Source organism: Spirillospora sp. NPDC047418, from assembly GCF_040643275.1.
In the GTDB taxonomy this organism is placed as follows: Bacteria; Actinomycetota; Actinomycetes; order Streptosporangiales; family Streptosporangiaceae; genus Spirillospora.
The window spans coordinates 71,468-84,443 of the sequence record NZ_JBEYTW010000003.1; the positions used below are offsets into that span (position 1 = coordinate 71,468).

Sequence of the window (12,976 nt, forward strand, 5' to 3'; positions counted from 1 at the left end):
CCCACCGCCGACAAACGACGAGCCGTTCTTGCCTGGGAAGGGGCTGGCGGCTGGGCCGCCGGCGGGGGCGGGGGTCGATGTGCCGCGGGCTGGGGTCATCGGGGACCCGGGGCGGCGCAGGGGCATGGTGGACGGGTTCGTCGGCGAGTTCGTCGGCGGGGCGACGTGGCGGGCGATGCTCGCGGTGCTGGAGGGCGCGTTCCCCGGGATGGGGATCGCGGCGGCGCTGGCGCGGCGGAGCGATGTGGCGATGGACGTGCTCGACCGGAGGGCGGCGGCGAAGCTTGGCGTCCCGGTGTGGACGGACGACGCCGGGATGGTGTTCGACCTCAGCGCCCATTTCGGCGTGCGCACCGTGCGGGCGCCGCGGGCGCGGACGGGTCCGGCGCGTGCGTCCAGGCCCTACGCGGGGGCGTTCGTCATCGACACGCTCGATCCGCTGCGCTACCACCGGGCGGTGGGCGGGCCGAGGGCGCCGCGCGACCTGCCGGGGGAGGGGGCGCTGCCGGGGCCGTCCGGGACAGAGGACGACGACAGCGGCGTCGTGATCGTCGCGAACCTCACGCAGGCGGGCGTACGGGTGCTGGACTCGGCGGCGCTGTCGCGGTACGCGGGCCGGGTCGTCGCCGGGACGCTGCGCGAACCGGAGCGGGCGCGGGTGCGGCGGGCCCTGCGGGCGCTGCGGCGGGTCGTGTTCGTCGACCCTGATCTGCGGCTCGGGCTGTGCCTGCAGATCGACGCGGCGCGGGTCCCGCGGTGCCTGCTGGCGTTCGGCGTGGACGAGGACGGTGTGCTCCGGTTCGTCCGGCCGTGATCAGTCGTCGGAGCGCAGCCAGGTCAGGTCGCGCTGCCGGTCGGCGGGCAGTTCGCGGATGTGGTCGACGAGCTGCCACGGTTCCGGCGGCGTGCTCTCCTCGTCCGGGAGCACGCCGCAGAGCAGCGCGCTCTGCGTGCTGACCGCGACGAACGGCCCGAACTGGGCGATGCCGCCGCCGCGCAGCGACGCCAGTTCGGTCAGCAGCGTGTTGACGGCGGACGCGTCCTGCGGGTCGTAGAGGCCGCGCACGTAGGAGAACAGGTCCTCGGCGAGGACGTCGGGCCGCCGTCCCGACATGTGGTAGACGGTGCCCCAGTAGGTGCCGGTGGCCTGTGCGGACCGCTGGTCGCGGATGCGGACGCGCAGCCCGCACTCGGCCGCGCACTTCTCGTACGCCTCGGCGAGCAGCGCCTCGCCCTCGCCCTCCTCGCTGAGCAGGACGCCGGTGACGACGCCCTCCTCGCGGTCCAGCCGGTCGAGCATCTCGCGGTGCAGATCCAGGACGTCCTGCTCCACGGCGTCGAGGGAGCGGGCGAGGGCGCGCTGGGCGTCGCGGTCGAGGTCGATGCCGGCCAGTTCATCGGAGAGGTCGCCGAACTGCTTCTCCAGCCGCTCGACCCGTCCGGTGACGGAGTCGAGCTTTTCCAGGACGGCGGCGGGCGGCTCCTCCGGCTGGGCCGGGATCGGGATGCCGGCCGGCTCCGTGGCGTTGTCCACCACGGTCTTGAGGTCCTGGTGGTCGCGGGCGAGCCGGTCCAGCCGGTCCTGCAGGATGCGCAGGTCCTCCTGGGCGCGGGGGAGCCGTTTGTCGGATGCCAGGTAGAGCTCGCGTCCGGCGATCGCGAGGCAGAGCAGAACCAGGATCACGGTGGTCATGTGGCTCCTCGGGAAGCGGGCTGCGCTCTCGACGATAACCAGCCGTGGCCGGATTGGACGAGGACGCGGCGCATCTCGTCCGAATGGTCCCGCATTTCCCGCCGTCGGCCAGGGCACGGGGCGGTCAGCCGAAGAGGCCCCCCAGCAGGCCGCCGAGGACCTCGGCGGCGCCGCCGGCGATCTCCCCGGCCACATCGCCCGCGACGTCCCCGGCAACGCCGCCGGCCGCGTCCGCGATCATGCCGCCGGCGACATTCCCGGCGTATCCGGCGACGACGTTGCCGAAGGCGTCCACCGGGGCGCCGGCGACGTAGCCGGCCACGTTCGCGGCCTGGCCGACCGCGTCGCCCATGGCGCCGATCGCCATGCCTCCGGCGACACCGGCCACCGCGGCGCCGCCGACCAGGCCGGCCGCGGCGATGCCGGGGTGGCCGTACCGGGGATGCCCGTGGTAGTGGGGCGGGCCGTGGTGGACGTGCGCGGGCGGCGGCCCGGGATGGCCGTGCGCCGGCGCGGGCGGGTAGCCCGCCGGGCCGGACGGAGCGGGCGGCGGCGGCCCGGCGTGGCCGGGCGCCGGAGGATACGGCCCGCCGGGCACGGGAGCCGGAGGGACGGCGCCGTGCGGAACATGTCCGGGCGCGGGCGGCGGGCCACCGGGCGCGGGTGGTGGGCCACCGGGTACAGGTGGCGGGCCGCCGTGGCCGGGTGTGGACATGCCGCCGGGTGCCGGTGGCGGCGTGGCCCCGTACGGGAACTGGCCCGGCGGAGGCGGCGGGGTGGTGTGGCCGGGCGCCGGCGGGGGCGTCGATCCGTACGGCGCCTCGCCCGGAGCCGGTGACGGTGGCGGTGGACTGGTGTGGCCGAGTGCGGGTGGGGGCGTCGATCCGTAGGGAGCGTGGCCCGGAGCCGGTGGCGGCGCGCCATGGCCGAAGCCGCCGGGCGGCGTGGCCCCGTGCGAGGGGTGGCCGCCTCCCGGCGGCCCGCCGGGAGGCGGGAAGGCGCCGGGCGGGAAGTTCGCCGGCGGCGGAGTGGCGTGGCCGGAGACTGGGGCACCGCCCGGCAGCGGTGCAGCGCCGTGGCCGGGCATGGGGGAGTTCGCGGGTTGGCCCAGTGGCGCGGGGGTGCCGTGGCCCGGCATGGGCGCGTTCGCGGGAGGGGCGCCCGGGTAGGCGGGGGCTGGGCCGCCGGGGTAGCCGAGGCCCGGGTCCGCCGAGTACGCGGGGGCGGGCGCGTCGCCGGGGGCGGGTGCCGGCGGCGGGAACTGGGCGTTGCCCGGCTGCCCGTAGGACGCCGGGGGCTCGCCCGGCGACGGCGGCGGGGGAGGGAAGGGCGTCGCGCCGCCGGGCGGCGGGAGCGGCGCCCGGTCCTGCCCGGCGGACGAGCGCGGCAGCGCCGCGGCGGCCTCCAGCCATGCGCCGATCTTGGCGTTCCAGTCGGTCTCGGCGGCTTCGGCGTGCGCGACCTGGAACACGCCGAACGACTCGTCGCGCGGGGCGTCGCGGTCCTCGGCGCGCAGGACGAAGGCCATGCTGCGGGGGCTGGCGACGAAGCTCAGCCCGACCTTGTCGATCCGGCCCTGGTACGCCGTCGGCGGGTTGAGGTGGATCTCCTGGTGGAACGGCAGCTGCTGGGCGACGCCGCGCAGCTTCGACTCCTCGAACGTCACGTTCGCGACCTGGAAGCCGAGCCGCGCGATCGAGGCGAGCACCCACTGCTGGGACTCCAGCGGCTCCACCGAGATCGGGTCGATGTCGCCGGGGTCGGGCTGGCCGGCCGCGTCCACCTCGGTGCACATCCCGATCGTGAAGCCGGGCAGCTCGTGGCCGAGGACCGTCGTGAACGGCAGCTCGTACGGCAGCGGGATGGAGAACGCCAGGTCGCGCTGCTGCGCGGCGTCCAGCCGGAAACCGCGGGTGAGGGCGCCCCGGTACACCTCCGGGCCGGCGGTCTCGCCGCCGTAGCCGTTCTGCATGCGCGGCATCAGCGCCAGCGTCACGTGCCGGATCTCCACGGGGCCGGGGCCGCCGCGCAGATGCACCTTGCCCGCCACGACCCCGCCGGGCTTGCAGTTCGGCTCCGCGAGGATCGTGTCGACGGACGGCCCGCCTCCCGCCATCTGCCCGTAGGACACCGGCCGTTCCCTTCTCCCGCCCGCGAGGACGTCCTCCCCGCGCAAGTCAGACCGCCGCAACCTAGGCCGCGTTCCTCGGCCCGCACAAGTAAGACCTACTTCACCATGCCATCGGTTCACGCCACGAGCCGAAACCCGCCCCTTTTCCCACAGAACACTCACCAACGGGCCCGCTTGGGCCCCACCATCACGCCGCCGGCGAAGCCCCCCTCACAACGACGGCCGACCAGACCACCCAAACGGTGGGGTGGGTGCGGGGCGCGAGGTGGGTGCGGGGTGCGTTTTGGTGAGGGTGGGGGTGGCTGGCGGTCCGCGGGGGCTGCCGGTGGGCAGGCCCCGCGGGGCCGTTTCTCGGGTCAGGATTCCTTGGTGGTGACGGTGACGGTCGCGTAGCCGAGCTTTTCCAGAGGCTCGCGGATCTGGGCGGCGTCGCCTACGGCAATGACGGTCAGGGCTTCCGGGTCGACGTGCTTGCGGTAGGCGTGGGCCACGCCGTCGGGGGTCGAGGCGCGGACGGCGGCCAGGTAGGCGCTCGGGTAGCCGGTGCCGAGGCCGTTCGCGGACGCGTCGGCCAGTTCGGCGGCGACGGCGCGGGCCGTCTCGTACTCGGCCGGTGCCCGGTCGGCGAGGGCGCGGACGGACATGCCGTGCTCCTCCGCGTCGATGCCGCGGGACACGACGCCGCGCAGTTCGGTCAGCGCGTCGGCGACGGCGTCGGCGGTGACCTCGGTGTGGACGGAGCCCTGGGCGATGAACAGGCCGCAGTGCCGCATGCGGAGCAGGCCGGCCCGCATGCCGTAGGTGTAGCCCTTCTCCTCGCGCAGCACGGAGTTCAGCCGGGACGTGAGGCCGCCGCCGAGGACGTGGGCCGCGACCGTCAGGGACGGCCAGTCGTGGTGCGAGCGGTCGGGGACGCCGTGCCCGAAGCTGAGGTAGGTCTGCACGGAGCCGGGACGGTCGACGACGACGATGCGGGCCGCCGACTCGGGCAGGACGCGGTCGGCGGTGGGCAGCGGCTCGCCGGTCGCCGCCCAGGACCGCAGGGCCGCCGTGAGCGCCGCGTCGGCGTCGGTGCCGGAGAGGTCGCCGGCCACCACCGCGGTGGCCTCGGCGGGGACCGCCGAGCCGTAGAAGGCACGGATGTCGGAGCCCTGCAGCGCGCCGACCGAGGTGCGGGTGCCGCCCGTCGGACGGGACGCGCGGGCCTCGGACGGGAACATCACCGCGCGCAGTTCGCGCATGGCGCGCGAGCCGGGGTCGGCGTCCTCCTGGGCGATCTCCTCCAGGCGTTCGCGGACGAGCCGCCGCACGTCCGCGTCGTCGAGCGCCGGGCGGCGGACGACCGCGGAGAACAGGTCGAGGGCGGCGCCGAGGCGGGAGGTGGGGACGTCGAGGGCGATCCGCAGCGCGGTCAGGTCGGCGTGCGCGTAGAAGCTGGCGCCGAGGCGTTCGAACGCGGCGGTGAGCGCGGTGCCGCCGCCCGGCTCGGTGCCCTCCATCAGGGCGTGCGCGGTGAGGGTCGCGACGCCGTCCAGTTCGGCGGGCTCGCGGCCCGCGCCGGCGTTCAGCACGAGCCGGACCGCGGCGAGCCGGCGGCCGGGCAGGTCGCAGCGCAGCGTCGCCGGGCCGGCCGGGACGCGGCCCTCGGTGCCGGCCGGGAACGCCCAGGCCGGGACGGGGCCGGGGACGGGACGGGGCTGCAGTGCCAGGCCGCTGCTCACGAGGTGCCTCCGTAGGTCAGGGCGGTGCGGCCGCCCGGGGCGAGCCAGTGGCCCGCCATCTGCTTGATCGCGTCCCCGGTGACGGCGGCGGCGCGCCCGGGGGCGGTGAAGACCCGGGCCGGGTCGTCGAACTGGGTGGCGTTCTGCGACAGTGCGTTGGCGAGGCCGGTCACCGTCTCGGTCTGCTCCAGGAAGCCGCGCTCGGCCTGCGCGGTGGCGCGGGCCGTCTCGTCGGCGGACGGGCCCTCGGCGGCGAACCGCTCGAGCTCCTCGTCCAGCACGGCGGCGATCTTGTCCGGTTCCGGCCCGATGGCGTCGACGATCGCCAGGGACTGGCCGGAGGCGAGCCGGGTCACGCCCGCCCAGACCTCGGTGGCGATCTGGTCGCGGCGCACCATCCGGTCGTAGAGGCGGGAGCCGGAGCCGCCGCCGAGGATCTCGACCGCGAGCTCGGCGGCCTCGACGTCGTCGCCGCCGTCGGCCGGCAGCGTGAACATCGCGAAGTAGGCGGGGGAGGGGACGTCCTCGGTCAGCGTCTCCTCGCGGACGCCGGCCAGCGGCCCCAGCTCGCCGGGACGGGCGGCGGGCTTGCGCGGCCCGGCGGGGATGCCGCCGAAGTAGCGCTCCACCGCCTCGATGGTCGCGGCCGGGTCGACGTCGCCGACGACGGACAGGACGGCGTTGCCCGGCGCGTACCAGGTGGCGAAGAAGTCGGTGCAGTCTTCGAGGGTGGTGGCGTCCAGGTCCTCCATGGAGCCGATCGGGGTGTGCGCGTACGGGTGGCCCGCGGGGAACGTCAGCGCGCAGAGCCGCTCGAACGCCGTCCCGTAGGGCTGGTTGTCGTAGCGCTGGCGGCGCTCGTTCTTCACGACGTCGCGCTGGTTGTCGAGGTTGGCCTGGGTGAGCGCGGCGGGCAGCGTGCCCATGCGGTCGGCCTCCAGCCAGAGCGCGAGCTCCAGATGGCTGACCGGCACCGTCTCGTAGTAGTTCGTGCGCTCGAAGGAGGTGCTGGCGTTGAAGGCGGCGCCCGCGCTCTCCAGCAGCGCGGCGTGCTCGCCTTCGGCGACGTTCGCCGAGCCCTGGAACATCAGGTGCTCGAAGAGGTGGGCGAGGCCGGTCCGGCCGGACCGCTCGTGCCGCGAGCCCACCCCAAACCAGATGTTCACGGCGGCCAGTGGTACGACGTGGTCCTCGCAGACCACCACGCGCAGGCCATTGCCGAGCGTGTGCTCATGCAGCGGCTGTTCTGCCACGGAGCGCTCCCGTCCGTTCGATGGTTCCCCGGCGGACAGCACCGCGCGCGTCGGCGGGACCTGCCCGGGCGGCGGGCTTGATCTCGGTCTCACCGTACCGGCTGCACCCCGCCGCGGGCGCCTCCACGCCGACCTGTGGATAACTCCATCGGCAAAGCAGGACGAGCAGGGGCAAAAGGGAGCTTGGGCGGGGGTGTCGGCGGCGCGGGTGCCGGGGCGGGAGCGGGTTGGTGTCAGAGGGAGGGGGAGCGTCAGGGGTCGGGGAGCAGGGGTCAGGGGGCGGCGGACTCGTGGGCCGCGATCGCGTCCTCCAGGGAGCGGTGCAGGACGAAGATCTTGGTGAGCTGGGTGACGTGGAAGACCCGGCGCACCCGGTCGTTCACTCCCATGAACGACATCGAGCCGTCGCGCGCGCGGAGCCGGTGGTAGATGCCGACCAGCACGCCGAGGCCCGTGGAGTCGAGGAACGTCACCTCGCCGAGGTCGATGACGAGGTGCGTGCCGCCGTTGTCGATGATGTCGAGCAGCGCCTCCCGCAGCCGGGGGCTGGTGAAGACGTCGATCTCACCGCTGATCTTGACGACCGTGAGGCCCTTCTCGACGCGGTGCTCGACGGCGAAGTCCACCGGTGCTCCTTTCGTCTCGTCGGGCCCATCGGAGGTGCCCGCAGGGGAAATGGATAGTTACCCTTGCGGCGCTCCGTTACGCCCTCTGGTCAAGCGCACCCCGTTCAGGCGCACCCCGTTCAAGCGGAACGGAACAGCGCCCACACCACCTTGCCCTGGTGCAGTGCGCGCCATCCCCACCGGACGCTGAAGGACTCGACGAGGTGCAGCCCGCGTCCCGTCTCGGCGATGTAGTCGGGTTCCTTGCGGCGCGGCGCGGCGCAGCTGGCGTCGATGATCCCGCAGAGCAGCCACGGGGCCTCGTGCCCGAGCCGCAGCCTGATCGCGGACGGGGCGGAGCCCAGCGGGTCGGCCGGGTCGCCGTACACGCCCTCGCGGTGCACGTCGACGCCCGGCCGCCCGCCGGAGTTCACCCCTCCGCTGTGCCGCAGCGCGTTGGTGACGAGTTCGGAGACGACGAGGCCGACGTCGTCGGCGAGTTCGGGGAGGTTCCATTCGGCGAGCCGGCTGAGGGCGAAGTGGCGGGCCGCGGTGACCGATTCCGGATCGGGCGCCACGGTGAACGACACGGCACCGCCGCGCGGCCGGGTCAGCGCCGTGACGGCCGTGTCCAGCCGCGGCGGCAGGTCCACCGACTCCGGGACGGGCGTGGAGCGCCCAGCGTGGTCCCGTGGGTCGGCCGGCCCCGCGAAGGGGCCGAGCTCCCACCGCGTGTCGTCGTGCGCGTGGCGTGACGTCATTCCACCGGACCCCGCAGAGTGATCTCGTTGTGCAGCCGTGGCTTGGAAGTCTCGTGCGTTATCCTGCGCATCGTAGCGTGCGAATGCAAGGCCCAATGCACGTGCATCCGCGTTGTGAGGGTGTGGGGCGACGCGGATCGCGACCGGGTGAACGGAGGTAACCGCAGGACACTCAGCCCAGTGGCACACTAGGTTCGCTGTCCGCCGAATAGCCGGGAGGTTGGGCGTGACTCCAGAGACGCCGGGAAGCGGGTCGACGGTCCGTCGGATCCTGCTCGGGTCCCAGCTGCGCCGTTTGCGCGAGCAGCGGGGAGTGACCCGTCAGGAGGCCGGCTACGTCATCCGTGCGTCGGAGTCGAAGATCAGCCGCCTGGAGCTCGGACGCGTCAGCTTCAAGGAACGCGACGTGGACGACCTGCTCACGTTGTACGGCGTCAGCGACAAGACGGAACGCGAGGCGCTGCTGCAGCTTGCGCGGGAGGCCAACACCCCCGGTTGGTGGCACCGGTACAACGACGTGCTCCCCGGCTGGTTCCAGACCTATGTGGGCCTGGAGGAGTCGGCGGCGCTGATCCGCACGTATGAACTGCAGTTCGTCCCGGGACTGCTGCAGTCGGAGGGGTATGCGCGTGCGGTGATCCGCCTGGGCAACGCCGGAGCCGCCGAACACGAGATCGACCAGCGCGTGGAACTGCGCATGCAGCGTCAGGGACGCCTCACCGGCCCGGACGCCCCGCGGCTGTGGGCCGTGGTGGACGAGGGTGCGCTCCGCCGTCCGATCGGCGGTCCGGAGGTGATGCGGGGCCAGTTCGAACACCTCATCGAGATGTCCAAGCTGCCCAACGTCACCATCCAGATCATGCCGTTCAGGTTCGGCGGCCACGCCGCCGAGGGTGGGGCCTTCACCATCCTGCGCTTTCCCGAGCAGGACCTGCCGGACGTGGTTTACGTCGAGAACCTCACCGGCGCGATGTACCTGGACAAGCGCGACGACGTCGACACCTATCTGCAGGCGATGGAACGCCTGTGCGTCGACAGTGCGACCCCGGAGCGCACCGTCGAGCTTCTCGGTGATCTTCTCAGAGAGACATGATGCTCCAAACCGATTACGACAACGGGATGCCCGCCGCCGAACTCTCCGGAGCGCGGTGGCTGAAGTCCCGGCGAAGCAACTCCCAGGGGAACTGTGTGGAAATCGCCGAACTGCCCGGTGGGCGGGTGGCGATGCGGAACTCCCGCCATCCCGACGGTCCCGCCCTGATCTACACCCGCCCCGAGATCGAGGCGCTGATCCTTGGAGCCAAGGACGGCGATTTCGACCATCTCATCGCCTCCCACAACTGAACCATCGGAAACCGCCGAACAAGGTGAACGGCGGCGGGTCGGCTCCGGAACATCGAACGTCGGCCCGTCCGCCCGGCAGAATCTCGCCCGGCAGAATCCAGCCCAGCGGACTCCCGCCGGGCACGACCCCACCGGACACAACCCGCCAACCGAGAACAAGAGGCCACCCCACAGGCGCGAGGGTGGCCTTTCGCTTTGTCCCGGCAGGCCCGGGGATCGGCGGGACTTACCCGCAGTTGCCGTAGGGTGCGCTGCGGCCGTTGCCGCCGAACCTGACGCACGCCCCGGGAGCCTTCACGTACACGGGTCCCGCGTACCAGGCGAACGATCCGCTGTCGGCGATGGAGCCGCCGCCCTGCTTCTGGATCCACACCGAGACCGGTGACGACTTGCCGACGTTCTTCGTCTTCATGGTGACCGCGCAGTTGTAGCCGGAGCTGTTGTAGAGCAGGTAGGCCACGCCGCCGGAGACGCTCAGCGAACGCTGCACGTAGTAGCCGCTCCCGTGTCCGCCGCTGTTGCACGCCTGCTTCGGGGTGTACTTGTTGGCGGGCTCCTGGACGGGCGTGGTGCCTCCGCCCCCGCCGCCACCTGTTCCCTGCGTGGGCTTCGTTCCGCTCGGCTGCTGCGGTGCCCCCGGCTTCTTGGACGCGCCGGGGGACGCCGGTGCTCCGCTCTTGCCGTTCTGCGGCTGCCCGGTCTTCTTCTTGGCCGGGTTCTCCGCCGCGTTGCCCGAGCCGTCCGCGGTTCCGGCGCCGCCCTGCGCGCCGTGGCTCTGGTCCGGGGCCGCGACCTGCGGGTCGTGGCCCTTGTCGCCGCCGCCCCGGGTCGCGGCCCAGGCCGCGCCGCCCGCCAGGACGACCGCGACGGCCGCCGCGGCCGCGATCGGCACGAACAGGCGCCCGCGCTTCCGGCCGCCCGGCCCGTGCGGCCGCGACGGCCCGGACGGAACGGGCGAGACGGGCGGAATCGCCGGAGGCGCACCGTGCATCCCGCCGTGCATCCCGCCGTGCATCCCGCCCGGCGTCCCCTCGTGCATGTCGCCGGGAGGCGGGGTCATCGCGTCGTAGGGCGGCGGCTGCGGAGCGGTCCTGTGCCTGATGCCGGACGGGTCCGTGACGTGGTCGGGAGGCAGCAGGGCGCCCGCCATCACCGACGGCGACGCGTGCGGGTCCGTCGAACTGTGCGGAGTCCCGGCGCCGCCGGGCAGGGCGAGGTCGGCCGGCAGCCCGGGGAAGGCGGGCAGCGGCGGGACGGGAGCCCCGGCCGAGGTCGTGCCGCTGGCCGCGCCGACGAGGCGCTCCTGGGCCTGGCGGGCGGTGGGACGCTGCGCGGGCTCCTTGTTCAGGCTGGCCAGCACGAGTTCGCGCATCGGGTCGGGCAGGTCGCCGAGGTCGGGCTCCAGGGTGAGGATCCGGTGCATGACCGTGGCCATCTCGTCGTTGCCGAACGCCGGACGTCCCGTCGCGGCGAACGCCATCGTCGTGCCCCAGGCGAACATGTCCGACGCGGGCCCGACCTCGCCGCCGGTGAAGTGCTCGGGCGACATGTAGGCGGGCGTGCCGACGTTCTGCGTCTCACCGGCCGCGCCGAGCGCGCGCGCGACGCCGAAGTCGATGACGCGCGGGCCGTCCGGCCCCATCACCACGTTGTGCGGCTTGAAGTCGCGGTGGACGATCCCGGCCTGGTGGATCGCCGTGAGCGCGGTCAGGGTGCTGACGGCGAGCCGTTCCAGCGCGCCGCCCGTGCGCGGGCCCTCCGACCGCACGACGTGGTGCAGGGACAGGCCGGGCACGTACTCGCTGACGATGTAGGGCTGGTCGCCCGCGACGTCCGCGTCGAGCACCTGCGCGGTGCAGAACCGCGCGACGCGCTTGGCGACCTCCAGTTCGCGGACGAAGCGGGCGCGGGCGGCCTCGTCGCCGGCGAGCCCGCCGTGCAGCAGTTTGACGGCGACGTGGTCGGCGGTGCGGACCGGCCCGGTCTCGCCGGCCTTCCGGCCGAGGAAGACCGCGCCCTGGCCGCCCTCGCCGAGGCGGCCGAGGATCTCGTATCCGCCCAGCTCGGTCGGGTCCCCCGACCGCAGTGGAAGGGCGTCCGGCATCGTCCTGTCCGTCACACCACTCGCTCCCCGTCGTTAGCGCCTCGTCCGCACACCTTTGGCAAGACTGTTCCGGCAAGACTATGGGCACACGATCGTAGGCGCTCCACGCCGTACATGATCTCCAGTCTCCGCGACCCGCGCCGCCATCCCCGCCCGCGGCCGAATAGGACTATAGTCCGGTTGACTCGAGGAGGAGGCGCCGATGGAGCGCGGAGCCGCGACCGGCCGGCGCGTCGACCTCGAACTCATGCGGACACCGCCGCCCAAGGAGCGGGCCGACGCCGCGCGCAACCGTGTGAAGGTGCTGGACGCGGCGGCCGGGCTCTTCGCGCGGCACGGGGTCGAGTCAGTCTCGATGGACGCCGTCGCCGCCGCGGCGGGCGTCGGCAAGGGCACCCTCTTCCGCCGGTTCGGCGACAGGGCGGGACTGGCCGCGGCCCTGCTGAATCAGCGCGAACGCGCGTTGCAGGACGCGATCCTGTCCGGCCCGGCCCCGCTCGGCCCGGCCCCGCTCGGCCCGAGTGAGGCGGGCGAGGCGGTCGCGCCGTCCGACCGTTTGCACGCCTTCGCCGACGCCTACCTCGACTACGCGCTGGACCACCTCTCGCTGGTGCGCATGTCGGAGACCGCCACGCCCGGAGCGCGGTACCGCCTCGGCGCCTACGGGTTCTGGCATCGGCACCTGGTGATCCTGCTCGACCAGATGGGCGACGCCGTCCGGGACAGCGAAGCGTCCGCGCACGCGCTGCTGGCCGTCCTCGGGGCCGAGCACCTCGCCGCCATGGTCGAGAGCGTGGGGAGGGACCGCGCGCGCGCCGCCGTCCACACGGTCTTCGACGTGGCCACCGCCTAGACCCGCCGGAACGACAAAACCCCCGTGCGATGCACGGGGGCTTGCGGCGCCCAGACGGAGACCGGTCACACAGGGATCGGTCACACAGGGATCGGTCAGACGGAGACCGGTCCGGGCGGGGCGGTTGTCAGGCCGGGTCGGGCGTCCGCCGCTCTGAGGTGGACTCCACCCGGCCGTCCTCTTTGCCCGGTGGACCCTCCAGGGCGTGGTTGCGTTCCAGCTGGGCCGCCACCACGAGGGCGCGCAGCGACGTCGTCTTCACATGTTTGCGTTCGCGATTGGAACGGGTGCGGGGAATGCTGCTCGGCACGGTACCTCCAGGGATCGTGGACGGGTGCTACCCGGATGGCCGGTGATCGCACGGTAGTTGCAACCGCAAGATCCTTCCCGCTATTCCGAGTGATCGGCGCTTTTATTCACGTCCGGATCCGGACGCGCCGATCGCTTCCCCTATCTAGATTGCATATCTAACTAGCTCGCAGTACGGTCTAGCTTGTGAACCGATACACCA

At 73.4% G+C, this 12,976-nt stretch carries 12 protein-coding genes; 4 read left to right on the top strand and 8 right to left on the bottom strand.

Translation table 11 applies throughout. The annotated features are described in order from the left end of the window. The first annotated feature begins 124 nt into the window (after nt 1-124). Complete coding sequence (locus tag ABZ806_RS02475) at nt 125-814, top strand: hypothetical protein (RefSeq protein ID WP_500214844.1); 690 nt, start codon at nt 125-127, stop codon at nt 812-814. On the opposite strand, the gene ABZ806_RS02480 is transcribed toward ABZ806_RS02475, so the two are convergent. The 6 genes from ABZ806_RS02480 to ABZ806_RS02505 form a co-directional block, all read right to left on the bottom strand. Further along, complete coding sequence (locus tag ABZ806_RS02480) at nt 815-1,693, bottom strand: hypothetical protein (RefSeq protein WP_500214845.1); 879 nt, start codon at nt 1,691-1,693, stop codon at nt 815-817. Nucleotides 1,694-1,817: 124 nt separating this feature from the next. Continuing rightward, nucleotides 1,818-3,824: a sporulation protein gene (locus tag ABZ806_RS02485; protein WP_500214846.1), complete on the bottom strand. Its 2,007-nt coding sequence runs from the start codon at nt 3,822-3,824 to the stop codon at nt 1,818-1,820. 356 nt (nt 3,825-4,180) lie between these two features. Beyond that, nucleotides 4,181-5,545, bottom strand: coding sequence for a M16 family metallopeptidase (locus tag ABZ806_RS02490; RefSeq protein ID WP_500214847.1), 1,365 nt, complete (start codon nt 5,543-5,545; stop codon nt 4,181-4,183). Continuing rightward, on the bottom strand, nt 5,542-6,798 hold the full coding sequence (locus tag ABZ806_RS02495) for a M16 family metallopeptidase (protein WP_500214848.1): 1,257 nt from the start codon (nt 6,796-6,798) through the stop codon (nt 5,542-5,544). Before ABZ806_RS02495 ends, ABZ806_RS02490 begins: the two co-directional genes overlap by 4 nt. 272 nt (nt 6,799-7,070) lie before the next feature. Further along, nucleotides 7,071-7,424, bottom strand: coding sequence for an anti-sigma factor antagonist (locus tag ABZ806_RS02500; RefSeq protein ID WP_163059840.1), 354 nt, complete (start codon nt 7,422-7,424; stop codon nt 7,071-7,073). Between the two features lie 119 nt (nt 7,425-7,543). Continuing rightward, nucleotides 7,544-8,164 carry an ATP-binding protein gene (locus ABZ806_RS02505; protein WP_500214849.1) on the bottom strand — a complete coding sequence of 207 codons (621 nt, stop codon included), beginning with the start codon at nt 8,162-8,164 and terminating at the stop codon, nt 7,544-7,546. A 226-nt stretch (nt 8,165-8,390) separates the two neighbouring features. On the opposite strand from ABZ806_RS02505, the gene ABZ806_RS02510 reads away from it, so the two are divergent. Continuing rightward, on the top strand, nt 8,391-9,257 hold the full coding sequence (locus tag ABZ806_RS02510) for a Sco1979 family transcriptional regulator (protein WP_500214850.1): 867 nt from the start codon (nt 8,391-8,393) through the stop codon (nt 9,255-9,257). Beyond that, the gene (locus ABZ806_RS02515; protein ID WP_500214851.1) at nt 9,257-9,508 is read left to right on the top strand and encodes a DUF397 domain-containing protein; all 252 of its coding nucleotides are present in this window, start codon (nt 9,257-9,259) and stop codon (nt 9,506-9,508) included. Before ABZ806_RS02510 ends, ABZ806_RS02515 begins: the two co-directional genes overlap by 1 nt. Nucleotides 9,509-9,734: 226 nt before the next feature. Here ABZ806_RS02515 and ABZ806_RS02520 read toward each other — a convergent pair whose 3' ends face one another. Continuing rightward, nucleotides 9,735-11,627, bottom strand: a complete 1,893-nt coding sequence (locus ABZ806_RS02520; RefSeq protein WP_500214852.1) for a serine/threonine protein kinase — start codon at nt 11,625-11,627, stop codon at nt 9,735-9,737. Between the two features lie 187 nt (nt 11,628-11,814). Here ABZ806_RS02520 and ABZ806_RS02525 point away from each other — a divergent pair, with 187 nt between their 5' ends. Then, on the top strand, nt 11,815-12,465 hold the full coding sequence (locus tag ABZ806_RS02525; RefSeq protein WP_500214853.1) for a TetR/AcrR family transcriptional regulator: 651 nt from the start codon (nt 11,815-11,817) through the stop codon (nt 12,463-12,465). A 127-nt stretch (nt 12,466-12,592) separates the two neighbouring features. On the opposite strand, the gene ABZ806_RS02530 is transcribed toward ABZ806_RS02525, so the two are convergent. Beyond that, on the bottom strand, nt 12,593-12,775 hold the full coding sequence (locus tag ABZ806_RS02530) for a hypothetical protein (RefSeq protein WP_500214854.1): 183 nt from the start codon (nt 12,773-12,775) through the stop codon (nt 12,593-12,595). Nucleotides 12,776-12,976: the final 201 nt, after the last annotated feature.

What these genes read in the sequence shown, in the direction of transcription:
- ABZ806_RS02475 (WP_500214844.1), top strand. Translation starts at nt 125, where the DNA reads ATGGTGGACGGGTTCGTCGGCGAGTTCGTCGGCGGGGCGACGTGGCGG.
- ABZ806_RS02480 (WP_500214845.1), bottom strand. Translation starts at nt 1,693, where the DNA reads ATGACCACCGTGATCCTGGTTCTGCTCTGCCTCGCGATCGCCGGACGC.
- ABZ806_RS02505 (WP_500214849.1), bottom strand. Translation starts at nt 8,164, where the DNA reads ATGACGTCACGCCACGCGCACGACGACACGCGGTGGGAGCTCGGCCCC.
- ABZ806_RS02515 (WP_500214851.1), top strand. Translation starts at nt 9,257, where the DNA reads ATGCTCCAAACCGATTACGACAACGGGATGCCCGCCGCCGAACTCTCC.
- ABZ806_RS02525 (WP_500214853.1), top strand. Translation starts at nt 11,815, where the DNA reads ATGGAGCGCGGAGCCGCGACCGGCCGGCGCGTCGACCTCGAACTCATG.